The sequence below is a fragment of the Sulfurospirillum sp. UCH001 genome (genome assembly GCF_001548035.1).
Lineage (GTDB): Bacteria > Campylobacterota > Campylobacteria > Campylobacterales > Sulfurospirillaceae > Sulfurospirillum.
This window is the reverse complement of record NZ_AP014723.1, coordinates 1,143,420-1,169,999: the sequence shown is the minus strand read 5'-3', so window position 1 is coordinate 1,169,999 and position 26,580 is coordinate 1,143,420. Positions and strand designations below refer to the sequence as shown.

The 26,580-nt window shown below is 40.3% G+C and carries 25 protein-coding genes and 1 pseudogene; 19 read left to right on the top strand and 7 right to left on the bottom strand.

Features of this window, described 5'->3' with window-relative positions:
- The first annotated feature begins 33 nt into the window (after positions 1–33).
- Positions 34–1,155, top strand: coding sequence for a pyridoxal phosphate-dependent aminotransferase (locus UCH001_RS05880; protein WP_067175565.1), 1,122 nt, complete (start codon positions 34–36; stop codon positions 1,153–1,155).
- Positions 1,152–1,622 carry a peptidylprolyl isomerase gene (locus tag UCH001_RS05875; RefSeq protein ID WP_067175562.1) on the top strand — a complete coding sequence of 157 codons (471 nt, stop codon included), beginning with the start codon at positions 1,152–1,154 and terminating at the stop codon, positions 1,620–1,622. The genes UCH001_RS05880 and UCH001_RS05875 overlap by 4 nt, the downstream gene beginning before the upstream one ends.
- A 45-nt stretch (positions 1,623–1,667) precedes the next feature.
- Here the strand turns inward: UCH001_RS05875 and ldhH are convergent, their stop codons facing one another.
- Together ldhH and UCH001_RS05865 are read right to left on the bottom strand one after the other, a co-directional pair.
- The gene (gene ldhH / locus UCH001_RS05870) at positions 1,668–3,794 is read right to left on the bottom strand and encodes an L-lactate dehydrogenase (quinone) large subunit LdhH (protein WP_067175559.1); all 2,127 of its coding nucleotides are present in this window, start codon (positions 3,792–3,794) and stop codon (positions 1,668–1,670) included.
- Positions 3,791–4,354 carry a lactate utilization protein gene (locus UCH001_RS05865; RefSeq protein ID WP_067175556.1) on the bottom strand — a complete coding sequence of 188 codons (564 nt, stop codon included), beginning with the start codon at positions 4,352–4,354 and terminating at the stop codon, positions 3,791–3,793. The genes ldhH and UCH001_RS05865 overlap by 4 nt, the downstream gene beginning before the upstream one ends.
- 249 nt (positions 4,355–4,603) lie before the next feature.
- On the opposite strand from UCH001_RS05865, the gene UCH001_RS05860 reads away from it, so the two are divergent.
- The gene (locus UCH001_RS05860; protein ID WP_067175552.1) at positions 4,604–5,815 is read left to right on the top strand and encodes an MFS transporter; all 1,212 of its coding nucleotides are present in this window, start codon (positions 4,604–4,606) and stop codon (positions 5,813–5,815) included.
- On the opposite strand, the gene UCH001_RS05855 is transcribed toward UCH001_RS05860, so the two are convergent.
- Entirely contained in the window at positions 5,816–6,379 is a 564-nt protein-coding gene (locus UCH001_RS05855; protein ID WP_067175549.1) for an HDIG domain-containing metalloprotein, read from the bottom strand.
- Between the two features lie 176 nt (positions 6,380–6,555).
- On the opposite strand from UCH001_RS05855, the gene UCH001_RS05850 reads away from it, so the two are divergent.
- The 9 genes and pseudogenes from UCH001_RS05850 to UCH001_RS13560 form a co-directional block, all read left to right on the top strand.
- The gene (locus tag UCH001_RS05850; protein WP_067175546.1) at positions 6,556–6,969 is read left to right on the top strand and encodes an NADH-quinone oxidoreductase subunit B family protein; all 414 of its coding nucleotides are present in this window, start codon (positions 6,556–6,558) and stop codon (positions 6,967–6,969) included.
- Positions 6,966–7,391: a 4Fe-4S binding protein gene (locus UCH001_RS05845; protein WP_067175543.1), complete on the top strand. Its 426-nt coding sequence runs from the start codon at positions 6,966–6,968 to the stop codon at positions 7,389–7,391. Before UCH001_RS05850 ends, UCH001_RS05845 begins: the two co-directional genes overlap by 4 nt.
- Positions 7,392–7,886: an NADH-quinone oxidoreductase subunit C gene (locus UCH001_RS05840; protein ID WP_067175540.1), complete on the top strand. Its 495-nt coding sequence runs from the start codon at positions 7,392–7,394 to the stop codon at positions 7,884–7,886.
- Positions 7,879–8,967, top strand: a complete 1,089-nt coding sequence (locus UCH001_RS05835; RefSeq protein ID WP_067175537.1) for a nickel-dependent hydrogenase large subunit — start codon at positions 7,879–7,881, stop codon at positions 8,965–8,967. The genes UCH001_RS05840 and UCH001_RS05835 overlap by 8 nt, the downstream gene beginning before the upstream one ends.
- 1 nt (position 8,968) lies before the next feature.
- The gene (locus UCH001_RS05830; protein ID WP_067175534.1) at positions 8,969–9,442 is read left to right on the top strand and encodes a 4Fe-4S dicluster domain-containing protein; all 474 of its coding nucleotides are present in this window, start codon (positions 8,969–8,971) and stop codon (positions 9,440–9,442) included.
- A gap of 6 nt (positions 9,443–9,448) precedes the next feature.
- Positions 9,449–9,802 (top strand): hydrogenase maturation nickel metallochaperone HypA, encoded by a 354-nt coding sequence (gene hypA, locus UCH001_RS05825; protein WP_067175531.1) that lies wholly within the window; start codon positions 9,449–9,451, stop codon positions 9,800–9,802.
- On the top strand, positions 9,799–11,223 hold the full coding sequence (locus UCH001_RS05820) for a glutamate synthase subunit beta (RefSeq protein WP_067175528.1): 1,425 nt from the start codon (positions 9,799–9,801) through the stop codon (positions 11,221–11,223). The genes hypA and UCH001_RS05820 overlap by 4 nt, the downstream gene beginning before the upstream one ends.
- Before the next feature lie 139 nt (positions 11,224–11,362).
- Positions 11,363–12,205 (top strand): substrate-binding domain-containing protein, encoded by an 843-nt coding sequence (locus tag UCH001_RS05815; protein ID WP_067175525.1) that lies wholly within the window; start codon positions 11,363–11,365, stop codon positions 12,203–12,205.
- 770 nt (positions 12,206–12,975) lie between these two features.
- Positions 12,976–13,524: pseudogene (locus UCH001_RS13560) on the top strand (methyl-accepting chemotaxis protein); the annotation flags it as partial.
- 31 nt (positions 13,525–13,555) lie between these two features.
- Here the strand turns inward: UCH001_RS13560 and UCH001_RS05805 are convergent.
- On the bottom strand, positions 13,556–14,377 hold the full coding sequence (locus UCH001_RS05805; RefSeq protein WP_067175519.1) for a LysR family transcriptional regulator: 822 nt from the start codon (positions 14,375–14,377) through the stop codon (positions 13,556–13,558).
- A gap of 94 nt (positions 14,378–14,471) precedes the next feature.
- Here UCH001_RS05805 and UCH001_RS05800 point away from each other — a divergent pair, with 94 nt between their 5' ends.
- From UCH001_RS05800 to UCH001_RS05790, 3 genes are read left to right on the top strand one after another with little or no spacing between them, the layout of a single operon-like run.
- Complete coding sequence (locus tag UCH001_RS05800) at positions 14,472–15,737, top strand: 3-isopropylmalate dehydratase large subunit (RefSeq protein WP_067175516.1); 1,266 nt, start codon at positions 14,472–14,474, stop codon at positions 15,735–15,737.
- The gene (locus UCH001_RS05795; RefSeq protein ID WP_067175513.1) at positions 15,734–16,255 is read left to right on the top strand and encodes a 3-isopropylmalate dehydratase; all 522 of its coding nucleotides are present in this window, start codon (positions 15,734–15,736) and stop codon (positions 16,253–16,255) included. Before UCH001_RS05800 ends, UCH001_RS05795 begins: the two co-directional genes overlap by 4 nt.
- Positions 16,245–17,159 (top strand): alpha/beta fold hydrolase, encoded by a 915-nt coding sequence (locus UCH001_RS05790; RefSeq protein WP_067175510.1) that lies wholly within the window; start codon positions 16,245–16,247, stop codon positions 17,157–17,159. Before UCH001_RS05795 ends, UCH001_RS05790 begins: the two co-directional genes overlap by 11 nt.
- Positions 17,160–17,189: 30 nt before the next feature.
- Here the strand turns inward: UCH001_RS05790 and UCH001_RS05785 are convergent, their stop codons facing one another.
- Positions 17,190–17,513 carry a DUF1104 domain-containing protein gene (locus UCH001_RS05785; RefSeq protein WP_067175506.1) on the bottom strand — a complete coding sequence of 108 codons (324 nt, stop codon included), beginning with the start codon at positions 17,511–17,513 and terminating at the stop codon, positions 17,190–17,192.
- A gap of 130 nt (positions 17,514–17,643) precedes the next feature.
- Between UCH001_RS05785 and UCH001_RS05780 the strand changes: the two genes are divergently transcribed.
- Genes UCH001_RS05780 through UCH001_RS05770 form a run of 3 tightly spaced genes read left to right on the top strand, consistent with a single transcriptional unit; the run spans position 17,644 to position 19,659 of the window.
- Positions 17,644–18,279, top strand: a complete 636-nt coding sequence (locus UCH001_RS05780) for a response regulator transcription factor (RefSeq protein WP_067175503.1) — start codon at positions 17,644–17,646, stop codon at positions 18,277–18,279.
- The gene (locus UCH001_RS05775) at positions 18,266–19,315 is read left to right on the top strand and encodes a HAMP domain-containing sensor histidine kinase (protein WP_067175500.1); all 1,050 of its coding nucleotides are present in this window, start codon (positions 18,266–18,268) and stop codon (positions 19,313–19,315) included. The genes UCH001_RS05780 and UCH001_RS05775 overlap by 14 nt, the downstream gene beginning before the upstream one ends.
- Positions 19,312–19,659, top strand: coding sequence for a hypothetical protein (locus UCH001_RS05770; protein WP_067175496.1), 348 nt, complete (start codon positions 19,312–19,314; stop codon positions 19,657–19,659). The genes UCH001_RS05775 and UCH001_RS05770 overlap by 4 nt, the downstream gene beginning before the upstream one ends.
- A 57-nt stretch (positions 19,660–19,716) precedes the next feature.
- On the opposite strand, the gene UCH001_RS05765 is transcribed toward UCH001_RS05770, so the two are convergent.
- Complete coding sequence (locus UCH001_RS05765; protein ID WP_067175493.1) at positions 19,717–21,399, bottom strand: ShlB/FhaC/HecB family hemolysin secretion/activation protein; 1,683 nt, start codon at positions 21,397–21,399, stop codon at positions 19,717–19,719.
- Between the two features lie 15 nt (positions 21,400–21,414).
- Entirely contained in the window at positions 21,415–24,846 is a 3,432-nt protein-coding gene (locus UCH001_RS05760) for a GLUG motif-containing protein (protein WP_067175491.1), read from the bottom strand.
- Between the two features lie 137 nt (positions 24,847–24,983).
- Here UCH001_RS05760 and UCH001_RS05755 point away from each other — a divergent pair, with 137 nt between their 5' ends.
- Positions 24,984–26,546 carry a transporter substrate-binding domain-containing protein gene (locus UCH001_RS05755; RefSeq protein WP_067175488.1) on the top strand — a complete coding sequence of 521 codons (1,563 nt, stop codon included), beginning with the start codon at positions 24,984–24,986 and terminating at the stop codon, positions 26,544–26,546.
- Positions 26,547–26,580: the final 34 nt, after the last annotated feature.

Below are 26,580 nucleotides of genomic sequence, written 5' to 3'. Positions count from 1 at the left end.
AAAAACAAGGGTTAAACACCCAAAGGTTATTGTATGCGTTGCAATGAGATGAGTTCTTTTATTGTTATGGATATTGTCAAAGAAGCTGAAAAATATGACGATAGTATCCACTTTGAAATCGGTCAACCCGATCTTCCACCCTCCCCTAAAGTCAAACAAGCATTACATCAAAGCATTGATGAAAATCGCTTTTCTTATACCCAAAGTCATGGGCTTATTGTTCTTCGTGAAAAAGTTGCGAAACATTATGCAACAACCTATGGCGTTCATATAGACATCGATCAAATCTTTTTAACACCAGGAACCAGTGGTGCTTTTTTAATTGCGTATGCACTTACGCTTAAAAGCGGAGCAACACTTGGCATGAGTGATCCTTCGTATCCGTGTTATAAAAACTTTGCACATCTTCTTGATATCAAACCGCATTTTATGCCTATTGGTAAAGAGGATAATTTTGAATTGCATGTGGATGATCTAAAACCGCATTCTCTTGATGCATTGCAGATCTCTTCTCCTGCCAATCCAACAGGCAATATTTACACCAAAGAGAACCTAAAAGCACTCATTGAACACTGCGAAGCCCACAGTATCGCATTTATCTCCGATGAACTTTATCATGGTTTGACGTATGAAAAAGAGGCGAACTGTGCACTTGAATTTGGAAGAAAAAATGTTTTTGTCATCAATGGTTTTTCTAAATATTATTGTATGCCAGGACAGCGTTTAGGTTGGGTTATCGTGCCAAAAGAGCAAGTTCGTCATGCTGAAATTGTCGCTCAAAATCTTTTCATCTCAGCACCAACACTGAGCCAATATGGGGCACTTGAAGCATTTGATGAGAGTTACCTTGCCAAGATCAAAGCAGAATTCAAAGCAAGACGTGATTTTTTATATGCAGAACTCTCAGAGCTTTTTGAGATCGATGCAAAACCAGAAGGTGCTTTTTATATCTGGGCAAACATCTCAAAATACTCCAATGATAGCTTTGCATTTGCAAAAGAACTCCTAGAAACCATCCATGTTGCAACCACTCCTGGAATTGATTTTGGGAGCAATGGAACAAGCCACTATCTTCGCTTTGCCTATACTCGAAATATCGAACACATGCGTGAAGGTGTCAAAAGACTCAAACATTACTTAAAGGATAGAAAATGAAAATTGGTAAAAATAGCGTCGTAACTCTTAGTTACCGTGTGCTTGATAAAAAAGGAACACCTCTTGATACAGGTGATGAACCACTTGTATATTTACATGGCGGATACAATGATGTCTTTGCAAAAGTCGAGAAAGCACTTGAAGGCAAAACGGTAGGCGATGAAATCGAAGTAGCACTTAGCCATAAAGAGTCTTTTGGCGAGTACGATGAAACCTTAGTCGTTACACAGCCTCGTAGTGAATTTGACGACCACATCCATGTTGGTGAACAATTTGAAGAGATTATTGAAGATGAACTCAGTGGTGAAGAAGAGAGTATTATTTATATCGTAAAAGAAGTGACAAAAGAGCATGTCGTTCTTGATGGCAATCACCCTTTTGCGGGTATTGATGTTGTCTTTCACGGTGTTGTAGCCGATGTACGTCAAGCAACCAAAGAAGAGATTAAAGAGCAATACGCACGATAATAAAAAAAGGAAGAGCGTAATGCTCTTCCTCCTTTAATATATGATTTATTTGAACTTATCGACCATCAGCTCAGCTGGGTGAATCGCTTTAATTTTAGAACCTGACTTATCAAGCCCTCCTCGTATCTGAATCAAACAGCCTGGACATTCAGCAGTGACAAACTCTGCTCCTGTTGCTTCAATGTTTTCAAGCTTTCGTTTAAGCATTTGCATTGAAATTTCTGGTTGTTTAAGGGTATATGAACCACCCATACCACAGCACGTATCACACTCATTCATCTCTTTGATTTCATAACCAGCAGCACTCAGTGCAGCTCTAGGCTCTTTGAAAATACCCACATGGCGTTTTGCATGGCAAGAATCATGGTAAGTAAGCGTATGAAGCTCCACGCCTTCTTTGGGAGTGAGTCTTTTCTCTTTAATGAGTTTGTCAACCAATTCGGTGAACATGTACGTTCGTGACGAGACTTCATTTGCTTTAGGAATTAATGCCTCTCTGTGTTGCTCTTTGAGGATTTTTGCCCACTCTTTTTTCAAAGCGGTGGTACAACTTGCACAACTGACCACGATATATTTAGGATCGCCTTCTAAGAGAGGCAAGATATTGCGTTCTGCCGCGTCCGCTGCCATATCAAACGAGCCACTTCCCCAATGAGGAATACCACAGCATGATTGCTCATCAGGGAAGAGCACTTCGATTCCCGCTTTGTTCAAAATCTTCACGATTGCAACACCTGCATCTGGATACACGAAATCAAGTGCACAGCCTGCGTAAAAGACTGCTTTTTCTTCGCATTTAGGCTGTACAATGGTTTTAAAGATATCACGGAATGGTACAGGGGCGACAGAAGGTAAACTTCGGTACTCAGATAAACCAGAGAGGAACATCGGCAAGTGGCGGATGAAACCCTCTTTGACAAATGGTTTTTGAAGTACAGAAGCCGCACGCAACATGCCATGAAAGACTCTACGGTTATTGATGACTTCAAGTGCAGTTTTATAGATAAATGGCAATCCTTCTTTATCCGCCGCACGATGACGAAGCTCTAAAATAAGCCCAGGGATATCGATTTTAGCGGCACATATCTCTTTACATTTATCACAACCGATACAGAGCGCTTGGATGTCTTCGGCAGACTTTAATTTGTTGAACCATGCGGTTAAAATCGTACCAATACCTCCTGTGTAGATGTCGCCAAACACGTGTCCTGTAACCAAACGATAAACAGGGCACACGTTCAAACAGGCGGCACAGCGAATACACTGAAGTGCTTCTTTAAACTTTGGATCTTCTGCCATTTTGGTACGATTATTGTCCATCAAAACAATGTGTACCTCTTTCATTGAACCATCATCATTCAACGTTGGTGCAGAGATAAAAGAAGCATAACTGGTAAGAAGCTGACTGGTTGCGTTTCGTGGAAGTGCTGCTAAAATAGGTGCAGCATCGGTATAGTTAGGTACGAGTTTTTCAAGACCAACCAATGCAACGTGTATCTTTGGAAGCGTTGTGACCAAACGTGCATTTCCTTCGTTGGTACAGATGACGATAGAGCCTGTCTCTGCAATCGCGATATTCGCTCCTGAAATTCCCATATCGGCTTCAAAGAACTTCTCGCGAATCGCTTTTCGTGCAACTTTAACGAGTTTTTGAATGTCATTGTCAAGCGGTTGTTTGGTCTCTTTTGCAAAAAGGTCTGAAATCTCCTCTTTGGTTAAGTGAAGTGCAGGCATAACCATATGTGAGGGTGTTTGGTGCGCAAGCTGACAGATCCATTCCCCCAAATCCGTTTCATCAGATTGGATGTCAAACTTATCAAGGAAATGGTTCAGATGGATCTCTTCTGTAGCCATTGATTTTGATTTGACGATTTTTTTAACACCTTTTTCTTGACACAAATTTGCGATGTATTCACGCGCAGCTTCTGGACTGTTGGCGATGAAAACTTTTATGCCATTGGCTTCGGCATTTTTCTTAAAGGTGTATGCAAGTTCACGAAGATGACCAGCTGCTTCACCTTTAATATCTGCAATTTGAGTACGTAGTGCCTCAAAATCAACACCTTCAAACGCTTTTGCACGTGTTGCTGGGTAATTCCATCTGTCTAAAATACCTGCTAGGTTTTGATTTTCAAGGGCTTTGTGGATGGATTCTGACATATCGTGTTTCATGATGCTACTCCTTCTAACTCTAAATCATCGACACACACTATAACCAAACGCTCTGGACCATGAACACCGATGGCAAGTACACGTTCAATATCTGCTGTTTTACTAGCCCCTGTAATGAGCGTAATGTATTTATCATCTTTTGGGTGCATCTTTGTCATCAAAGCAGGAATATCCGCAATGATTTTTGATGTTGGAAGAATGGCTACGTGAATCCACGCAAGCGCAGATGCTAAGCGTTGAGCAATGTCAGTTGAATCTTGTGCCATACTGCCTGTTTCTGCTAAACCCCATTTCAACTGTGTAATGCCAATTTTTGCGCCTTTGGCGAGCTCTTTATTAACTTCAAAATAAAGACCAGGAAACTTTTGCGCCATAGCTTGGTTGTCAAACTGCTTTAAAATAGGACTATCCGCCCAAACAGCGTATGAGCCTACTTCGTTGTTTATCTCCTCTTTTTTGAAAAGCTCTTCTATAAAGTCAAGCGCCCCAGCCGTTGTTGCAAAGCGTTTTACTTCAGTATTGCCTGAGTTTTCAGCTCTTGCTTTAAAATTCTCAAACATACGCGTATCTCCTTGTATTGTGAAATATTATTTACAAGCATATTGAAAATCTTAATTAAACATAAATTATTATATTTAATCCAAATATACAAACATTGTAGCTCACACGAATGATGAATGTATGAGATTATGAAGATTGAAAAAAGAAATAAAGGGGACTTTACTTTCTGATACAGTAACACTGTTTCGTTCATCAAATACCCTCACTTCTCAAACACGTTCAAAGACGAACTCCGCTATAATTACACTATGAACATTCACACTTTTAGAGCTTTTCAAAGCCGTAATTATCGACTCTTTTTTGCAGGGCAATCTGTCTCTTTGATGGGAACATGGATGCAGAGAACAGCTGTATATTGGGTTATCTACATGCAAACACATTCTGCCTTTATCCTCGGTCTTAGTGTGTTTGCAAGTCAATTTCCCTCATTTCTCCTCTCACTTCTAGGTGGAGCCATCGCCGATCGTTATGATCGCTTCAAAGTATTACTTTTTACACAGTTTGCATCCATGCTTCAAGCCATTGTTGTCACATTAATTGTTATTTTTACGGATTATTCTGTTGTTGAATTGATCGTTCTTAGTATTCTTTTGGGTATCATCAACGCCTTTGATGTGCCAGCACGACAATCTTTAGTGCATTATATGGTTGAAAAAAAAGAAGATGTTGGCAATGCCATAGCGCTGAACTCAACGATGGTCAATCTTGCACGCCTGCTTGGTCCAGCATTTGCTGGTTTTATACTCGAAACATTTGGTGAAGGTATCTGTTTTATGCTCAATTCCCTTAGTTTCATTGCTGTGATCGTCTCATTACTGATGATGCAACTACCAGCACATATACCGCAAGTACGTACACAAAAAATGCTTGCTGACCTTAAAGATGGGTTGCATTATTTACGATCAACACCTTCGTTAGGCATTCTTATCGTGCTTCTCTCGCTTATGAGCTTGCTCGTACTTCCTTATACGACTTTATTTCCAATTATTGCTAAAGAAACATTGGGTGGGGATGCTACTATTTATGGGTATTTGAATAGTTTTGTGGGTCTTGGAGCATTGAGTGGCGCGATATTATTAGCTTCGTTAAAAGCCAATAGCAACCTTAGAAAACTACTTATCATTGCCACTTCATGTTTTGGGCTCGGTATACTCTTTTTCTCGCTTTCGTCTACCTTATTTTTTTCCTATCTCTTTTGTACCATCGCAGGCTTTGGTATGATGCTTCATGTCACCATCATCAATACACTGCTTCAAACAACATCTGATGCGCATATGAGAGGCAGAGTTATCAGCTATTTTGCGATGGCATTTTTTGGAATGCAACCGCTTGGAGCACTTCTTATAGGAACCATTTCGCATTATCTTGGAGCAGCCCAAACACTTCTTTTGGAGGGTTGCGCTGCACTGTTGATTATCGCGCTATTTTTTCCTTATATTTACAAAAGAGCAAAAGCGTAATTAAGCTTTCATCTCAAGCCTTAAACTAGGCGCAATTTCTCTCATCGCTGTAATGACATCCACGATGAGTTCATCGATGCTAACACCTAATATATCAGCACCCTTTTGGATGACTTCTCTACTCGCTCCTGCGGCAAAACGCGCATCTTTATATTTCTTCTTAGCCGATGAAAGCTCTAAGTCCATGACCGAGCGACTTGGGCGAACCAACGCACATGCAGTGATGAGTCCTGTCAGTTCATCGACCGCATAAAGGGTTTTTTCCATTCTGCTTTGTGGTTCAACATCCGTACAAATGCCCCAGCCATGCGACATAATAGCACGGATAATCTCTTCGCTATAGCCTTTTTCTCGCAAAATTTGCGCTGTTTTATGACAGTGTTGTTCAGGAAATTTTTCATAATCCAAATCATGCAAAAGCCCAACAATACCCCACAGTTCTTCATCTTCTCCTGCTTTGCGCGCCATATACCGCATCGTTCCCTCAACCGCTAATCCATGTGTCACAAGCGCATCACCGTTATATGCGCTTAGTAATGCAAAGGCTTCCTCTCTTTTTGGCATTTTGATCCTTTAGCTATAAATAATTTATTTTACCGCTTTGCATCTGAAATTCTTTGAAAAAAAGTTCCATTTTTTGTGATGTTATCACTGATAATTGTGTTACAATACCAACTTTAAATCAATCTTTATTGGTTGAATTAATATTAGTCATAAACTATAAACTAAAGAGACCCTTTATGGTAGATAACATCAACGTTTATCGTATCAATGCAGGTTCCTGCAATGGTTGTGATGTTGAGCTTTTAGCCAGCATCCTTGTTCCAAAATTTGGCTTCGATAGCCTTCAATGCACCTACACGAACACTCCTGAAGAGGCAAATATCGTCATCGTTACAGGATCTATCACCACACGCTCCAAACCTTTCTTAGAAGCAACCCTCAAACGCTTGCCTGAAAATAAAGTAGTTGTCGCTATGGGGATTTGTCCTGTAACGGGTGGTGTCTTTCGAGATAGTTATTCCATCGAAGGACCATTAGATCGTTTTGTCAATGTAGATGTTAATATCGCAGGTTGCCCGCCTCCACCACAAAGTATTGTCGATGGACTTGTTAAAGCCTGTGCACTTTGGAAAGAGAAGGTGAACGCATGAATACCTATAAAGGAAAAGTTGCATTTCAAAAAGACCAGTGTGTTTTGTGCCAAACCTGTGCTTTTGTTTGCCCCGCTGGTGCAATTAATATCTCGTGTATCACGCCACAACAAAGCTACGACTTTTTCATCTGGCACAATACCTGTACCTTATGCGGAAACTGTGCATACTTTTGTCCAACAGGGGCTATAACACTCAGTTCTACACTGGCAGAGGCAACACCACAAAGTGAAAAGTACACCTCAGTTACAACAAATATCGTCGAGTACGGGACCTGTTCAAAATGCCATGAACCAATGATAAATGTTCCAAAAAACATGCTTCAAAAAGGGTTTAAGAATGTGAATGAAGAGCTCACAGCACTTTTTAACCTCTGCCCCACATGCAGGCGTGACCATACTTTTGCAAAGAGAGCCCTCTAAATGAAAGCCTTACATCAAAAACTGAATGATATTTGCACTACTTTAAAACTAAGTTGTCATTTTGAGACGCAAGGAGATAGTCTTTGGTGCGCCATCGATGACAAAACGCTTTTTCTTCGCATTGCTGAAATTTTGCAAACATTGAATGCACGAGTGTGCATGATAACTGCCTATAAAAAAGAAGATGCCCATGAATTGGTTTATCACTTTGATTTAGATGGCATCATGCTCAATATGAAACTACACGTGAGTGACGCCTCTGTTCCTTCCATTACACCTTTGTTTAAAAGTGCAGACTGGACGGAGAGAGAACTCAGTGAACTTTATGGTATCACCCTTGAAAACCATCCTAATCCAAAACGTCTCTTCTTAGATGAAGCCCTAAAAGAGGATCTTGTCAAAGAGTATTACTCACTCTCTTTTGCAATGAGTGGTAAGGTCAATCAAGAATTATGGGACAAGGTTAAAGCTGAAAAAGGAGTCCTTCATGGATAAAACAAAAGTGATTTTAGGACCTTTTGACGTAGCACTTGAAGAGCCTGTTTATTTTAAAATAGAACCAAATGATGATGGTAAAACCATTAAAAGCGTCGATATGATCAATGGTTTTGTGCATCGTGGTATCGAGTCTATTGTGCTTCAAAGAAACTTTTTACAAAATCTTATCATTACTGAAAAAGTGTGTGCGCTCTGCTCTAACAACCACCCTTTTACCTACTGTATGGCAGTAGAGAAAATCGCTGGACTTCAGTTACCTGAGCGTGCAAAATACCTTCGAGTCGTTGCTGATGAGATCAAACGCATTGCAAGCCATCTCTTTAACCTTGGTATGTTAGCGCATCTCATTCACAATAAATCTCTGATGACCAAGCTTTTAGAAACCAGAGAAGATTTTCAAGACCTTAAAGAGGCCATTTGGGGAAACCGAATGGATCTAAGTGCCAATACCATCGGCGGAGTCAAGTTTGACCTTGATGCAATCCTGATTGCATCTATCAGAGAAGTTCTACATAAAAATAAAAGCAAAATTGAAGCCTTTATCGCTCTTTTTGAAACCGATGCTACACTGATCGCTCGCATTGGAGGCGTGGGAGTGCTACGTTATGAAGATGCTCTAAAATTAGGCGTTGTAGGACCAGTTGCACGTGCAAGCGGTGTTAACAATGATGTGCGAAAACGTTCTCCATACGCCGCTTATGACAAACTTTCATTTGATGTAGTACTTCAAAAAGATGGCGATGTGCTTTCTCGTGCGAAAGTAAGGCTTTATGAAATTTTAGAGTCAATGAAACTCCTTCATCAAGCATTAGATATGCTACCAAAGGGGGATGTTGTTCTTCCAACACGCTCACTTATCCCTGAAGGCGAAGCGATCTCTCGCTCCGAAGCACCACGAGGCGAGTTGGTGTATTACCTTAAAACCAATGGCTCGCAAAAACCTGAGCGCATGAAATGGCGTGTTCCCACATATATGAACTGGGAAGCACTCAAAGTGATGATGCCCAATAATAGCATTGATGATGTTGCATTAATTTTTAACAGCATCGATCCTTGTATCTCTTGTACCGAGCGTTAAGATGCGAAACCATTTTATATTTGCAGACAGTACCAAATGTGTCGGATGTTTAAGTTGTGAGTTAGCCTGTGCTGCGGCATACGCAGGCATTAGCTTTGAAGAGGCCTATACCACAAAGTTACCGCTTATTTCGCGTAACCGTGTTGTTAAGATTGATGGAAAAACTGCTCCACTTCAATGTATGCACTGTGAGTCGCCTTCATGTTTAGCACTCTGCCCGCATGGCGTCATTGAGAAGATGGACGATTTTATCAAGATTCATGAAGAGGCATGTGTGGGGTGCAGTTGTTGTTCACTCGTATGCCCGTATGGTGCAATCACCATGAGGCAACAAGAAGAGCGAAGAGTAGCCGTAAAATGCAATCTTTGTTTTAATCGTGTTGAAGGACCTGCGTGTATTCGAGTCTGTACGACCAGTGCTATTTCAGTCGTGGACTATGATGAATACACTAAGCTTATGGCACAAAAAGGCTAGATTACAATGCATGAGTACTCCATCGTCGCGTCACTCATTGATGTGTGTGAAAAAGAGGCGAAAAAGCATCATGCAAAAGCTATCAAACGTCTTGAAGTAAGCATTGGAAGACTCAGTGGCATTGAAATTCATTTTTTAGAACAGTGTTTTAACACGTTCAAAGAAGAGACCATTTGTCATGATGCTACCTTAGCTATCAATGTGTGTGAGGTCGTGCTTCAGTGCGCCTCATGTCATGAAAAAAGTGTTGTAAAAGAGAACCATTTTATCTGCCCAAAATGTCACAGTGAAGATGTCAAGATGATTGGTGGGCAAGAGTTACATATCAAAAGCATAGAGATCATAGAGGATGAAAGATGAGAAGCTATAAGACCATCGCAAAAGCTTATCCAAGAAAACGCCCTGCAGATGAGCGTGTTGAGGATTATTACCCTATTTATCATAATTTTGAAGAGAGTGAAGCAAAAGCACAAGCCAGTCGTTGTCTTCAGTGTCCTATTGATCTTCTCCGAGGTCTTGAAAGTGAGTTTAAGTTCTGCCGTACAGGCTGCCCTTTAAACAATAACATTCCAAGATGGCTCAAAAAAACGTATGAAAACGACTATTTAAGCGCGTTTGAACTTTCCAATGCACGCTCCCCTTTCCCTGAAATTTTGGGTCGTGTATGCCCTAAAAAAGGACTTTGTGAGAGTTCATGTACCTTAGAAAAAACCGAGTATCATGCTGTTTCTATCGGCAATGTTGAAGTCTTTTTAAATGAAAAAGCGTATGAGCAAGGCGCTATTCCTGATTATGGTCAAAAAGAGGGACGAAAATTTAAAGTGGCTGTAGTAGGTAGTGGACCTGCAAGCCTTAGCTGTGCAACATTTTTACTACGCTCCAACATTGAAGTCGAAATGTTTGAGAGAGAAAACCGTGTCGGTGGACTTTTGATGTATGGTATTCCTAACTTCAAACTTCCAAAAAGTGTCATCTTACGACGCCTTGAGTGGATGAAAGCTGCTGGTATGAAAGTACATCTTAACACCGAAGTGGGTAAAGACATCACGATGTCCGAACTGCAAGAGAAATTTGATGCTATCTTTTTAGGTCTTGGTGTACCAAAAGGTCGCAGTGCTGATATGGAAAATGAAGATGCAACGGGTGTGTATCAGGTCATGACGTTGCTAACGCAAACTCAAAAAAACCTTTTTGACCATGCACTTCAAAAGTCTATTTTACGCAACAAACACGTTGTGGTTATCGGTGGCGGTGACTCTGCGATGGATGCCCTTCGTACAGCGATTCGTCATAAAGCAAAAAGTGTTACTTGTGTCTATAGACGCGATGAAAAAAGTATGCCAGGAAGCCCTGCTGAAGTTGTGAATGCAAAAGAAGAAGGTGTACAGTTTCTCTTTAACGCACTGCCTAAAAAAGCGCTTGTTGATGACGAACACCGTGTCATTGGACTTGAAATCTTAGAAACCTATATGGATGAAAACAAAAAGCTACAAACCAAGCCACATAGCGTTAAAACCATTCCTGCCGATAGTATCATCCTAGCTCTTGGGTTTGAAGCAAAACATTTTAGCTTTTACGATGAACTAAATCTCTCCGTGGGGCGTTCAAATACACTTATCGTTGATGAAAACAAAGAGACCTCTCACCCATTTGTTTTCGCAGGTGGAGACGTTGTACGAGGTGCAAACCTTGTCGTCAACGCAGCACTTGATGGAAGAAATGCTGCTGTAGCGATTGCACGAAAACTGGGCGTTGTGGAAGACCAGAAGCTTTATATGTAAAAGCCTCTGGCTTTTATTTTCTCGGCAAATATGTAAAATTTACATATTTGTCTTTTTTTTTACATTCTTTCCTTCTTTTTAACTCAAAGATTAGTCACTTTGCGATACGTTTATAGAAACACTTACAAAAGGAGTTTCTATGCTTTCAAAAGTTCTTATTACAACGCTTGCTTTATGTAGCTTCATGTTTGGTGCGGAATGTACTGAACGATATGGTAAAGGTTCATTGGAAATCAAACTTGCTACAGGAAGCCCTGGTGAATTAGGTCTTGTTAAAGTCTTAGCCGAAGAGTTTGCAAAATCAAACGACATAACACTCTGCTGGATTAAAGCAGGATCAGGCGAATCCCTTTCGTTGCTTAAAAACAAAGACGTAGATCTCATCATGGTGCATGCGCCTAAAGGCGAAAAAGAAGCTGTTAAAGAAGGATGGGCAAGTGATGATAGATCTCTTATTGGCTCAAATGAGTTTTACATTACAGGTCCTAAAAACGACCCTGCATTGATTAAAGATTCAACCAGTGTGGTAGAAGCTTATTCACGCATTGCTGCAAAAAAAGCACTCTTTTACACAAGAGCCGACAACTCTGGAACGCATAAAAAAGAGCTTGAAATTTGGAAAAAAGCGAACATTACACCTGAAGGTAACTGGTATACTATCAATAAAGACTTCATGCTTGCAACTCTTAAAAAAGCAGACACGACAGGTGCTTACTTTATGACAGACAGCAGTACATGGGTAGCGGCAAAAAAAGAACTTAAAAACCAAAGTATCCTTTTTAGAGGAGATATCTTCTTGGTCAATACCTACAATGCCCTTAAACAAAATGGTTTAGATACACCTCAAAAAAATATCAGCGCTAAATTCATTGACTTTGTGGCTAAAGGTGAAGGTCAAAACATCATTCGAAGCTTTGGAAAAGAACTTTATGGCGAAGCTATTTATAACGACGCAGCATACGCTAAAAAGTACGACAGATAACTTCCATTAAGAAGAGAGTATGGTATGCTCTCTTCTTCCACAAAAACCTATTTTTCAGAAAAAATCGATAAATTTTTAAAAAGAGAGTAAATTTATCTTATTTTTTGACACAGATCAATCCTTTATTTTTTCCTATGAAGTAGAATGCGAATTCTATTTCATACAGGAGAACAATAATGAAATCTCTATTTCTTAGAATGAGAGTTATACACATCGCAGCTTTTTTGATACTCCCACTCAATGCTTTCTTTTTTACCACTAACACACTTGGTGCCATCATCCAGTACGCCATTGCTATTATTCTCATCATTCATGATGTGGATGAAAAAAAATGGGGTGTTGACTTAAGTGTTAAAATCAACCAAGCTTTAGCATCTATGGATCTTACAAAAGAGATCAAAATCGACACAAGCTTTAACCAAGAATCATCCAAAATGCTTGACTCTGTTGTCTTTTTCAAAGAGAAAATAAGACATGCTATCTTAGGTTTCCAAGCCCATGCCACAACACACAGTCAAATCTCAGCACAATTGCAACAAATCGCCTCTTTTTTCCATGCGCAAACACAAAAAGAGAAGCGTATGATCGATGAGAGTACAAAACATGTCACAAATATGCAGATAGTTTTCGATGATATCAGCAACAATGCACAAACCAGTAAAGAAGAGATGCAACAAATCGGACATTACCTTAGCGATACTCAAAAAAACATCATCGATTTAGGTGAAAAAATTGCGCAAAGTGTTCAAAAAGAGAACCTTCTCGTTACACAACTCAATGCATTAAGCAAAGACACACAAGAGACCAAAAACATCCTAAGTGTTATAGATGACATTGCCGATCAAACCAACCTACTTGCGCTTAATGCAGCCATTGAAGCAGCACGTGCAGGCGAACATGGTCGTGGTTTTGCTGTTGTTGCCGATGAAGTAAGACTTTTGGCGGAGAAGACACAAAAAAGTCTTGAAGAGATCAATGGAACTATCACGGGCATCGTAAGCTCTATCACGTCAATCAGCCAACAGATGAAACAGAACGCTTCAGAGATCAACATTTTACAAGATGTTTCAACCAATGCCAATGCAGTGCTCAACCAACTCGTTCATGTAGCCGATAAGAACATAACGCTCTCCAGTGCTATTGCTGCAAAATCGATTGATCTAAAACATGAAACAGAGCAAATTAAAGAGGCTTCACACACGATAGAGAGTATCTTTCATGCCAACTACACCAAAAGCGAAGAGATTATGGAAATAACAACCGTACTCGATAATTGGGGTGTTGCGCTTCATGAAAAACTGAATGAATTTAAGGTCTAAAAGAAGAGAGTTTTTTCTCTCTTCTTCCTTTTTAGGAGAGTGCCTTTAAATACTCCGCGATGAAGGGCACATTATCTTTTCTACACACCAAGCACGTCACATCACACGCATTTTGAGGCAATTTTGTGAGCTTTAAACTTTTCTCATAGCCAAATTTATCAATGATTTTTTTTGAGAGATAGGCTTTGCCCATCCCCGCTTTTACACATCCAAGCATCACTTCATAGTTTTCGAGTATCATCGTTTTATAGTGGGTATTGCCCTCTGCTTCCTCATAAGCTTTAAGAAAGTCAAAATGGGTACTTTTTTCTCTATACCCAATGAGCGTGTTCGGGTATGCCCTATTTTTGGGCTCTATCATATATAAGTCATCATCGAATTGATTAAGCACCATAATGTCTTTGTGCTCTGGATCACCCGTGATAAACGCGATGTCTAGCTTGTAGTTTAAAAGCTGTTCAAGCACAAGCGGTGTGCCGTTGGCATAAAGTTCAAAGTGGATGTCAGGAAAGTCCTGTTGCAGCTTCTCGATAAAAGGCAACAAACGAATGGTCGCATTGGCTTGACTGGTTCCTATGCGAAGAAGGCGTTGATGCGTACTGTTTTTCATCTGGATGATGGCATTTTCAACTTTTTGAACAATTTCCTCAGCCATCGGTAAAAGCGTAACACCTGCTTCTGTGAGGATGACCCCTTTTGGCACACGATGAAAGAGGTCATACCCCAGTGTTTTTTCCAACTGTTTGATGCGAAGTGTGACGTTGGATTGCGTAAAACCAAGCGTTTGTGCCGCAAGAGAGATGCTTTTTTGTTTGGCGACAGCCACAAACACTTTGAGAAGATTTGAATCCATATTATCCTCCATTATATTGTCTATGATTATACATTATTTGCTTTTATATAATTATTTATCATACAATCGTCTAAAATTATTTCAAGGAGATGCAATGCATGCCATTGAAAAACTGCTCGCCAAAAAAGCAGGCAAGACGCATGTCACGACAGGGGAAATTCTCAACTGTGAGATAGACCTCGCAGGTATAAATGACCTTTACCTTCAAACACTACGTTCATTTTATGAAATGGGTGGAATGAAGGTGCATTCACCAAGCAAAGTCATGATGTTTTTAGACCACTACGCCCCAGCTTCAAGCATCCTGCAAGCACAAAACCAAAAAGAGTTTCGTGAGTTTTGTTGGGATCAAGGCATCGAGATGCTCATGGACATCGACCAAGGCGTATGCCATCAAGTCGTTGCAGATAAAGGCTTGGCACATCCTGGTGAGATCATCATCATCACCGATTCACACACAACCACACATGGAGCCTTTGGTGCCTTTGGAACGGGTGTAGGAGCAACTGACCTTGCCATCATCCTAGCGACAGGAAAACTATGGCTAAGAGTACCTGAAATCATCAAGATCACCTTTGAGGGAAAGCCACCGCATGGGGTCTATGCAAAAGATATGATTTTACATGCCATTGGTGAGCTTGGAGCTGACTTTGCGGTCTATAAGGCGGTTGAGTTTTGTGGCTCAACCTTGCAGTACCTGAGCATTTCAGAGCGTATGGCTTTGTGCAACATGAGTACCGAAATGGGTGCAAAAACAAGCTATATTCAACCCGATGCCATTACTATGGCATATTTGAATGAAAAAGTCACCCGCCCGTATGAAATCTACCATACCGATGAGGACTTTAGCTATGCCGCAGAGATAAGCTTTGATGTCACCCATCTTAGCCCAAAACTTGCCGCACCTTCCAGTGTTGACAATGTCTATGATGTCACCAAGTTTATAGGCACACCTATCGACCAAGCCTATCTTGGTTCTTGTACGGGCGGACGTGCTGAGGACATCGGCATCGCCGCTGGCATCCTCAAAGGAAAACACATTGCCCCTCGCACACGCTTTGTCATCGTTCCTGCATCCAAAGGTGTCTTTTTAGAAGCCATGAGCAAAGGTTATGTCCAAAGCCTTGTCGAAGCAGGAGCGACCTTTGTAACCCCTGGATGCGCGGCGTGCTTAGGAACCCATGAGGGCATGATCGCCTCTGGTGAGACGTGTATCACCACCACTAACCGTAACTTTCCGGGGCGCATGGGACACACAGAAGCACGCATCTTTCTAGGCTCGCCTGCGGCCGTTGCAGCAGCCGCACTGGAAGGTAAAATCGTTGACCCCACAGCATATATCGTAAAGGAGAATGGATGAAAACCTTTATCAAAGGACGGGCATTTGTCTTTGGAAATAACATCGACACCGACCAAATCTATCCTGGCCGTTTTGTCGAGTATACCAACGTCGAAGATGTTGCAAAGTATGCTATGTTTGGGGCAGACCCTGAATTTGTTAAAGACGTGCAAGCAGGTGACATCATCGTTGCAGGAACAAACTTTGGATGTGGCAGTAGTCGGGAACATGCTGCTATTACGCTTAAGGCAGTAGGTGTTGGTGCCATCATCGCGGAGTCGTTTGCACGCATTTTTTACCGAAATGCTATCAATCTAGGCTTACCGCTTATCGTCGCTCCTCGCATTTTAAAGCTCATTGAGCCAGGAGAAAACATCAGTTTAGATTTGAGCAGTGGTATCATAGGCAATGAAAAAGGCATTATCAAAACAGCAGAACCACTGTCTGAGTATGTGCTTAAAATCTTAGAAAGTGGTGGTATAAAACCACTCATTCGAGAGCAACTTTTACTAGAGCAAGGACTACATCATGGCGCTTAAAGGATATTTTGAGGGTTTTGAGCAACGAAGCATTGAAGTTGAAAAGGACATCTTCATCAACACCTTTGTGGGTGGCAGTGGTGATGAAGCTATTTTACTCTTGCATGGGCATCCTGAAAACTATCTCATCTGGCGAGACATCGCACCAGAGCTTGCAAAACACTACCGTGTCGTGGTAACCGACCTAAGAGGATACGGCGATAGCTCTAAACCCAAAGGTTTGGAAGACCACTCCAACTACTCCAAGCGCGTTATGGCACGCGACCAAGTCAGTGTTATGGAAAAGCTTGGCATCGAACAATTTCACGTCGTTGGGCATGATAGAGGAGCGCGTGTTGCACACAGACTCATACTAGACTACCCTGAAAAAGCGCTCACCTGCACCATGATGGACATCTTACCAACGTATGACATGTACGAACAAACCAGTCGCGAATTTGCCACCAAGTACTGGCACTGGTTTTTTTACATCCAAAAGTACCCTTTTCCAGAGCAAGCACTAGGAGCTGACCCTGCCTTTTTTATCCGTTTTAACCTTCTCAATAAAGTAGGTCCCGAAGCCGCACAGCGTTTTCCTGAGGAGGTGTTAAACGAATACATCCGCTGTTACAGTGACCCTGCGTGTGTGCATGGCATCTGCGAAGATTACCGAGCAGCAGCGACCATCGACTTAGAGCATGATAAAGTTGATAGAACACGCCCTATAAAAACACCACTACTCGCTCTTTGGGGAGCCAATGGGGTTGTAGGTAAACTTTGGGATGTCTTAGCGGGTTGGAAACAGTTTGCCGAGGATGTTCAAGGCTTTGGCGTGCCCAATTGTGGACATTTTGTGCCTGAAGAAAAACCTGAGATGTGTTTAGAAGCGATGATAAAATTTTTTGATGAAAAACGAAGGGGATAAGAAGAGAGCATTTGCTCTCTTCTCAAGCTTTTAGCGACCACCTCGACCATGACCTCCACCGAAACCACCGCCTCCGCCAAATCCTCCTCCACTAGAACCTGCATTTCCATTTCCAGCACCTGTTCCACCCATATTACCAGTTCCGGGATTGGATGTTCGTGCTTGTGTTAAGGCTTGTCTCTCTTCTTGTGTCATCGTTTGCATCTTCTCTTGCATTGCTGCTTGAAAAGCCGCTCTGTCTTCCACAGGAACGGTTCCTCTCATCGCTGCTAACTCCGTTGCACTCATAGCTGAATAATCAGCTGCAAAAAGACTCATACCGATAAAGCACATACTGATTAAACTCTTTTTCATCATAGCCTCCTTTGATATTTGTTATAATGAAACTATATAATTTTAGTGTTAATTAAGTGTTAAGGGAAAAAAGATTTAACCTTAATGAACCATTAACACTGATGTGTTATCCTTTGAAAAGGAGAGTATTATGTCAAAAATTTTATTGCTTGAAGATGATTATTTGCTAAGCCAAACGCTCATTTCTCTTTTGACATCAGAAGGATTTGAAATTACACATGCCAGTGATGGAGAAGAAGCATTAGCTTTTATCTATGATAAACGTTTTGATTTGTACCTTTTTGACATCAACGTACCTACCTTAAATGGTATCGATTTATTAAAACTACTACGTGATAACAATGACATAACTCCAACATTTTTTATCAGTGCTTACAAAGACATTCAAACCATTACAAAAGCTTTCGATAGCAAATGCGATGACTATATAAAAAAACCGTTTGATTTTGATGAGTTGCTGGTACGTATTAAGGCTCACATTCACAAGCAAAATCCCCTTCTTTCCTATGGTGATATGCGTTATGATATGCTCAATAAACGTGTCTTTATGAATAACAAAGAGGTTGATTTAGGATATGTTGAAAAAGAAATACTTGATCTTCTCATACGCAACATTGCACAAACTGTTCATAAGGATGATTTTTTTGATGTTATGGAAAAGCCAAGTGATGTTGCTTTAAGAGTTCATCTCACAAAACTCAAACAACGTTTTTCCCTGATTATTACTAATATTAAAGGGATAGGATACCGCCTTGAAAAAGTATGAAAAAGAGGCTTTTCTTAAAACCTTCACTATCTTTTTTCTATCACTTGCACTCTTAGTGAGTATCGTAGCTTCCTTTTACTATAACGAGCAAAAACATTTTTTAGAAGAGCAAATCTTTTCACAAATGAAAGACTACACTTATGATTTTAAATCCAATCGTTTTGAAATTGATGTCATTACCTACAGCGATACCATCGACCAACTCAACCTTGTACCATGTAACAAAGGCATGTGTGGTTACTTTTCAATTCCTACTGCCAAAAACTCAATGTTTCAAGTTATTTTACCTTCACAAGAGTACGATCTCCTAAAAAAGGGAATTATCTACAAAGTTCTTGCTTTATATGCTCTCATCATCTGTGCAATTGCTTTATTTGCACTTTTTTATTCATTTTATGCACTCTATCCTTTGAAAAAAGCTCTGGATGTATTAGAAATATTTTTAAAAGATGTTATTCACGACCTTAATACACCAGTAACATCTATTTTACTCAATGTTAAAACACTTTTAAAAAAACAGACCAACGACGAACTTGAACGTATTGAACTTGCGGCGCAGACTATTGCATCACTCTATCGTAATTTAGAGAGTTTACAAAAAGGGTTTATTCCTAAAAAAAATCGCATTGATTTAGCACAGCTCTTACAATCAAGAACAAAGCCCTATCAAAAACTTTACCCCAAATTGCATTTTGCATTTGAAACGGAACCTTACATCATACATAATGACGAAGATGCAATTGCTCGTATTTTTGATAACTTACTTTCTAATGCCTGCAAATATAATCAAAAAAATGGTAACGTCATTATTGGCAATATTAAAAATATCGTAACTATCAGCGATACAGGTATAGGGATCAATGATCAAAAACGCGTTTTTGAACGCTACTATAAAGAGCACGCCACGGGACTGGGGCTAGGACTGCATATTGTCAAGACTTTATGTGATATGCTTGAAATTACTATTGAACTGCACAGTACCAAATTAAAAGGGACAACCATTCATTTGATATTTCCACAAAAGAAGAATGTATGAGAGTTTTTATTACGATCATCATGTGTGTTCTTTTTCTTCACTGTGAAGATGCAATAGACAGCGATATCCAAAACACACAAAGTATCGATGAGTTAACACACAAAATGTACCAAGCGCCTAAACAATACCGTCATCGTTATATCCAAGCAATTAAAGAACGTACTCTGTTAGAAAATCAAGAACGAAGAACACAAGTTATGCAAATGCTTAATGAAAAAAACGCGGAAGAAACAGCAAATGAGCAAATCAATGCATTAACAGGTCGTGGTTCGCGAGGTAATGCAGGGAATAGCAATGGACATGGTAGTGGTGGAGGTGGAGGAGGAGGTGGTGGTGGAAGATAAGAAGGAGAGCATATACTCTCCTTCTCATTCCAACATAAAGGCACAAAAAGCCTTTATTTAGTACAACCATCCCACTTGTAAGAGCAACTTGGTAGAGTGGTTGGTTTCACTTTCAACCTTTTCTCCACCAACAACTCGTGCAACTTGAGCTTTTGTAAAGAATTGTTTGAAATTCGCCTGATAGCCTAATCCTACATCGCTTAGCTGCCTACCTTCTGTGGCTCCTGTTGCATTTTCCATTTTTGCATACCCTGTATCGGCAAAGATACTTGCTTTATGGGTTATACCCTCATAACTTGGAAGTGTATAAAAGAATTCTGCACCAAGAATATAGCCATTTTCAGCAGAATGTTCACCATCGGGGAATGCCCTCACACCATAAGCGCCTCCTAGAGAAAAGTCTTCAGAGCCATCTAGGTTTTTATTGTTAAGAGCTTTTTGGAAACGTAAACTTGTTGTTAAAGCATATTGAGGATTGAACTGAATAGCTTTTTCTAAACTACCACTGACTTTTGTATAATCACCATTTGTTTTTGCGCCAGATTGATCTACAGCAAGGTCACTAGCATCATTAAAACCAAGATTACCTTGTGTGAGTGTGATATTAGCACGTGTAGTGCTATCCAATCCAAAAAGTGTGCAGTTACGCATATATGCCAATGTAACATTGAGAGCATCCGAGTCTTTTTTTGTGACAGTATCTGTACTACGAACCTCATCTTTCATAGCCTTATGTGCGTATGCCAATGTTATATCTAATGTTTCAAGCCTTGTTTTAATGACAGGATATGTCAAAGAAGCTTCCAATGTCGTAGAGTTTCCAAGTGCATCTAATGCAGCATAATCCTCAGCCAAAGAGTATGTTGTACGAGAAGCTGAAAGTTCACCTCGAAGGCCATTGGACATCAGTGGAAAGTTATAGTAGATCTTTCCATTTTTCAGATCTGTGGTTGTTGAGAGGATGCCATTGATGCCCAATTTATCACCATACCCTAACGGTGAATTTGCAGACAATCCAAGGCTCGTTCTATAACGTCCAGTGTATTTAGAGCCATAGTTATCGGCAACAACATATGCACTGTATGGATTGGTAGCTTCTGTAACGATATCAAAGTCAGACGCACCTATTTCTTGCCCTGGTTTAACATCAGCAGCTGTTACTTTTACTCCTGGTGTGTCATTGATAATAAGCATAGCACGTTCTAAAGTATCGGTGCTGACGACATTATCACCTTTTACATCATCTAGCATTCCTTGAACTTTTTCATCAGAAACTAAAGAACTATTTTTGATATGAAACGCTCCATAATTTCCTTCGATGACTGCAATTTCTAAAATACCGTCTTTAAGATTCTGTTTTGGAAGGTATGCACGCGCAACAAAATACCCTTCTTCACGATATGCTTTTGTAATCAATGAAGCAATTTTTTGTATTTCACTGAAACTGTACTCTTTTCCTGTATAACTTTGGATGCGTGAAAGTAACTCATTTTCACTTATGTGCGCATTACCGCTAAATTTAAAGCCTTTTATAAAAAGTGTTTTTCCACCCTCTTCTTGCATCACTTCTTTTAGCGGTTCCGTAGGAATAGCTGGTATCGCATTTTTAGGGCTTTCTTGGACTTCTTTTGGAGGCTGTATTTGTTTTTCAATATCCCCAATGGTAGGAGGTGCTGCAAAAAGAGTGCTTGCAGCTACTGCCGATAATGTAATAATTTGAGTTATAAGTTTATGTTTCATCAGTTTTGCCTTCTTTTATCTTTGTGCCATAAAAAATTCTTGTTCAATACCCTCAGGAAGCCTTAATCCCCCATTCACAAGTTGAATCAATGAATTCTGACCTAATGGTATACGGATATCAGGACTTTTGACACCTTCTGCTCCACTCGCATTTTCTTGTTGCATCTGTCGAATTTCACCCAAAGAAATTATCTGTGTTGGGATTTCACCTAATGGTGTAGACATCAACTGTACCGCTTGCCCTCCAAAGCTAAATTGCTGTGGTATAGACGGTAATGGAGGTGGTGTAAAGTTTGGAACAACAGGAGGTTGTACGGCAATACCACTTGCTATTGCATCAATAATTTTTGGCGTCTCTACTATTGGAGTCGATGGTGTTGGAACTGGTGTTGGGTCTACTGGCATTGGACCTTCGGCCATTACCCAAATACTTTCTGCACCATCTACTTGAAATCCCAATATAGGGTAGTGTCCATTTTCACCACCCATGTTCCATGCACCATCTCCCAAAGCAGTTGTATACGTTGATTGTGTTTTGAGTTCGGTGGTGGTTTTACCTACGTTGCTACCATCATCAGTAAGACCTGCATTGACTGTTTTGTCATAGAAGCTATTTATGATATCACCATCATGATTACCCACAAATCCTTTTACACTCAGTTGATTTAAGCCAGTTTGGTTGATTTTACCGCTTGCATAACTGTTTTCCACGGTTGATCCATCGAGTGAGCCTGCGAAGCTTCCAACATTATTGCCGCTTGCCGTTACACCGCCTCTTGCATAAGTGTTCCTGATAGTCGCAGCATCACTGACCTTACCGACAAATCCACCGACATTTGTAGCACCCGTGACATTGCTTGCGGTGTAGCTTTCACTAATAGTGTCAGCCAATGAGCGACCAATAAATCCACCGACCATATTTCCAGCCGTAACGCTATCTACGCCTGTGACGGCTGTCGCGTCTACGACACCAGTTGAGTAGCTTTGGCTGATATTAGAAATTATCGAGAACCCTACAAATCCGCCAAGACCGTTAGTTCCAGTCACTTTGCCTGTCGCATGAGAACCAGATACTTCAGTTACCTGGAGTCCACCTGCAAATCCACCCAATATCCCTTTACCGACCACTTCACCTGTCGCATACGAGTTTTCAATAGATGACTGACTAGCAATACCTACAAAACCACCGGCCATAGAGATGTATTCATTGGCATCAAAACCATACGTAGAAAGATCATTTCCTGTACCACCGCTTGCGGTTACTTTACCTGTCACATACGAATCGACAATCTGAGAGCCCATAGCTATGCCCACAAGACCACCCACAACTGTTTCACCTACAACTTCACTAGTTGCATAAGAGTTGCTCAGTGACGACTCTTCCAATAAGCCCACAAGACCACCAATACGTCCTCCTTCTGCAGAATCATTCTCTGTTCCTGTCACTTTGCCTAGCGTATGATGACTGTCGATGATCTCTGATCCAGTAGCATATCCGACCAAGCCACCAACCTTATTGTTTCCATTGACCGTACCAGTAGCATATACGGTATCTAGCATCGCATACTCATTGTATCCGACTAAACCGCCGACATTATCGGTACCAACTACCACTCCTGAGGCATACGAATTGGTAATCGCTGCTCCGCCATCTTCACCATAGTTATAGCCCACAAGACCACCGACATTGCTACTGCCTGTTACTCTTCCGGTAGCGTAACTGTTGGTGATCGTGCCAGTTGATGTTGATTTGTATAGACCCAACGATCCACCTACAACATAATTTGTTCCATCAAATGCAACATAAAGTCCATTATAATTCATCTCATAACCAGGGTTTGTGGCCAGGGCATTTGTAATGAATATGTCTTGAATTTGTGCTAGTTTTGCCTCAGCATCTGATTGATTTGCAAAAGATAGCTCAGCATAAGAGTAAGAATCCTGTATATATGGATAAACATCTTGTCCTCTGCTTCCCCCTTCATTATAACCGACCAAACCGCCGACATAAGAACCATCATAATCGGTATTCCCGACTACTTCGATAGCCGCGTGAGAATCAGTAATATTTCCATAAGAGTTGTACCCGACAAGGCCACCTACATTGGTACCGCCAAGTACCTTACCTGTGCCTCCGAGTGACGCTACAGATGAATTGATGATCTGCCCGCCATCATACGAGTCCATATACCCGACAAGTCCGCCGACGTTTTCAACATTTGGCGCTTTAATATCCACTATCGCGGTAGCGTTTTGAATAACACCCCACTCCATACTTGGAGATTTGAGGTTGAATTTTACATAATATGGCTCATTATCATTCCCCCAAGAGTTATCCTCAACAGTATAACCCATAGCTTTAAGCGCTACGACATCGGCTCTGGCATTGAATGCGGTTAAAAGTGCTGTTTTAACTGCATCAATTTGGGCTTGATTATCCGGTGTTGTTGCCGCAGAAACAACCTTGCTAAAGTAAACTTGCGTGTGATCATCTATTTCGCCATAACTATAACCGACAAGACCTCCTACAGACTCACCATTATTCACACTACTCAAATCAAGTGTTCCGGTATAGGTAGCCATATCTATATTCGAATATTCAGTCCCACCAATGAGTCCACCAATATATTCTACATAGTCAGCTGAAAGAGTAATATTTCGTGTACTTGTAACGTTTTTTACAATATCGTTGTAAGAGGTCCCAAGCAACCCACCTGCACTATAAACATTATTTCCCGTTACAATAATATTCATAACACCACTTGTCGATACTGTATCATAAACAGAATACCCGCTATCTCCGGCAAAACCGCCAACAGATTCAATACCTTCAGTAATAGCACCGGATACAGTAATAGCATTTGTTGTGCTTGAAGTTTTGACATATGAATTATAGATAGACCCAAATGCACCGCCGATAGATCCTGCATAACTAACACCATTATCATCATTTGCGTGTGTTATGCTAATATTTCCGCTTGCAGTAGTATTTTGAAATATACTATTCCCAGCGCCTCCCGATAATCCGCCTATGTCATAAGTTTCAATGCTATCATGGGCAGTTTGATTGGTTAACGTCGCTGTAATTGCAACATTTGAACTTGCTGTATTGAGCGAGGAATTATAAATATTTCCAAATAAGCCACCAATATCATGGATTCCTACAGTACTATAAGAATTTTCGAATTCATTGTAATTGTTAGCTATAAGATTTGCTGTTATGCTTCCTGTTGCCAAGAGGTTACTTAGCGTCGCACCATCAATATATCCAGCAACCGCACCGATGTTACTAACTTCCGTGTTGATATTTTGTGTATCTACAGTGAACTCTTTTGTATGTGAATAGGTAAAGTTATTGACCGTGACATTGGAGATGGTCGGAAAATTACTGTATTGTGCTTCTCCATCGTACATCTCATAGCTTCCGCCACCAGCATACCCTGCCACACCGCCTACATACGCATAGCCATCAAGTGTCGGGTTGGTAAGGGTAGTGCCCTCAACAACTTTGTTATGCGTATTAGAAGACGTTTTGGTAAAACCTTTTTACATACCATCCCCGATATTGGTTATAAGTTAATTGTATGAAAAAACATCTCTTTTTAGTTGCCTATTTTTGTACATACCTCTTTGGAGATGCCATTGCATTGACACCAGAACAAGAGGCATATATACGTGAGAAAAAAACAATTACGATGTGTGCTGACCCCGATTGGGCGCCTTTTGAAGTTATTAACGATAAAAAAGAGCATGAGGGTATAGCTGCCGATATTATTCGACTTGTGGCTAAGAATACAGGACTTACGATACAACTTATTCCCACAAAAACATGGGAAGAGACCATTGAAAAATCAAAAAATAAAGTATGCGATATTTTAAGTCTGGTCAACCAAAGTCCAAAACGCGATCAATGGCTTGTCTTTACTGACCCCATTTTAGAAGATCCCAATGTTCTTGTTGCACGAAGTAAACACACTTTTGTAGAAGATGTTGCGCAACTTAAGCATGAGAGTATTGCACTCTTAAAAGATACCGCTGTTTTTGAGCGTTTTCAAAAAGATTTTCCCAACCTAAAGATTGTTCCCGTTATTAGCGAAGAAGAAGCGTTTTGGATGGTTGAAAATCAAAAAGCCGATTTAACACTACGTTCTTTAATGGTAACGGCGTATACGATCAAAAAAGAGAATATTTTTAACTTAAAAATTGTGGGACAGCCTAAAGATTACGTCAACGTTTTGCGTATAGGAGTGAGGAAAGATGAACCTCTTTTGCGTGATATTTTAAACCTTGGAATTCGAGCTATTTCACCACAAGAAAAAGAGCAGATTATTAATAAGCACGTTTATATAAAAGTCGAAACTAACGAGCGTCACTATCGCTGGATTTTATATGGATTACTTGGCTTAATTCTGATTACTTTTTTTATTCTGATTTGGAATTATCAGCTAAGAAAACGTGTTGCACAAGAAGTTGAGAAAAACCTAGAACACTCGAAAATGCTTTTTCAACAATCAAAACAAGCGGCCCTAGGCTCACTCATTGCAAACATATCACATCAGTGGAGAGAGAGTCTGACGAAAATTAGTTATGCCAATTTAACACTACGTGCGCATATTATTCAACATAAAAAAATACCCGATGAACTTCTGGATAAAAATACTCAAGAGATTGAGCAAACTTTAGATTTTATGTCAGAAACCATGCAAAACTTTTTGGAATACTATAAGCCCTCAACAAGCATACAAGCCTTTGAAGCATACGATTCGATTAAGGCGGTTTTGAGCATTTTAGATACCCGTATAAAAAATCTTAATTTTGAGGTTGTATTTGATGTCAAAGCTCACACGATATTAAAGGGGATTCGAAATGAATGGATGCAAGTGTGGATGAATATTATTTCAAATGCGCTCAATGTTGCTCAAAAGCGTTGTATTGAACATCCTAAAATCGTTATAACATTAAGCGATACTTCCATACATTTTCATGATAACTGTCAGGGAATCGATCTTCAAATTATTGAGAATATGCGTAAAAATATCTATAGTGGTATTGGGCTTAAAATGTGCCATGATATTGTTGAAAAATATGGTAGAAAACTCTTAATTCAAAATAGTGATGAAGGTATGCAAGTCACCATAGAGCTGTGAAATATAAAAGCAATAAAGAAGAGAGCTTAAGCTC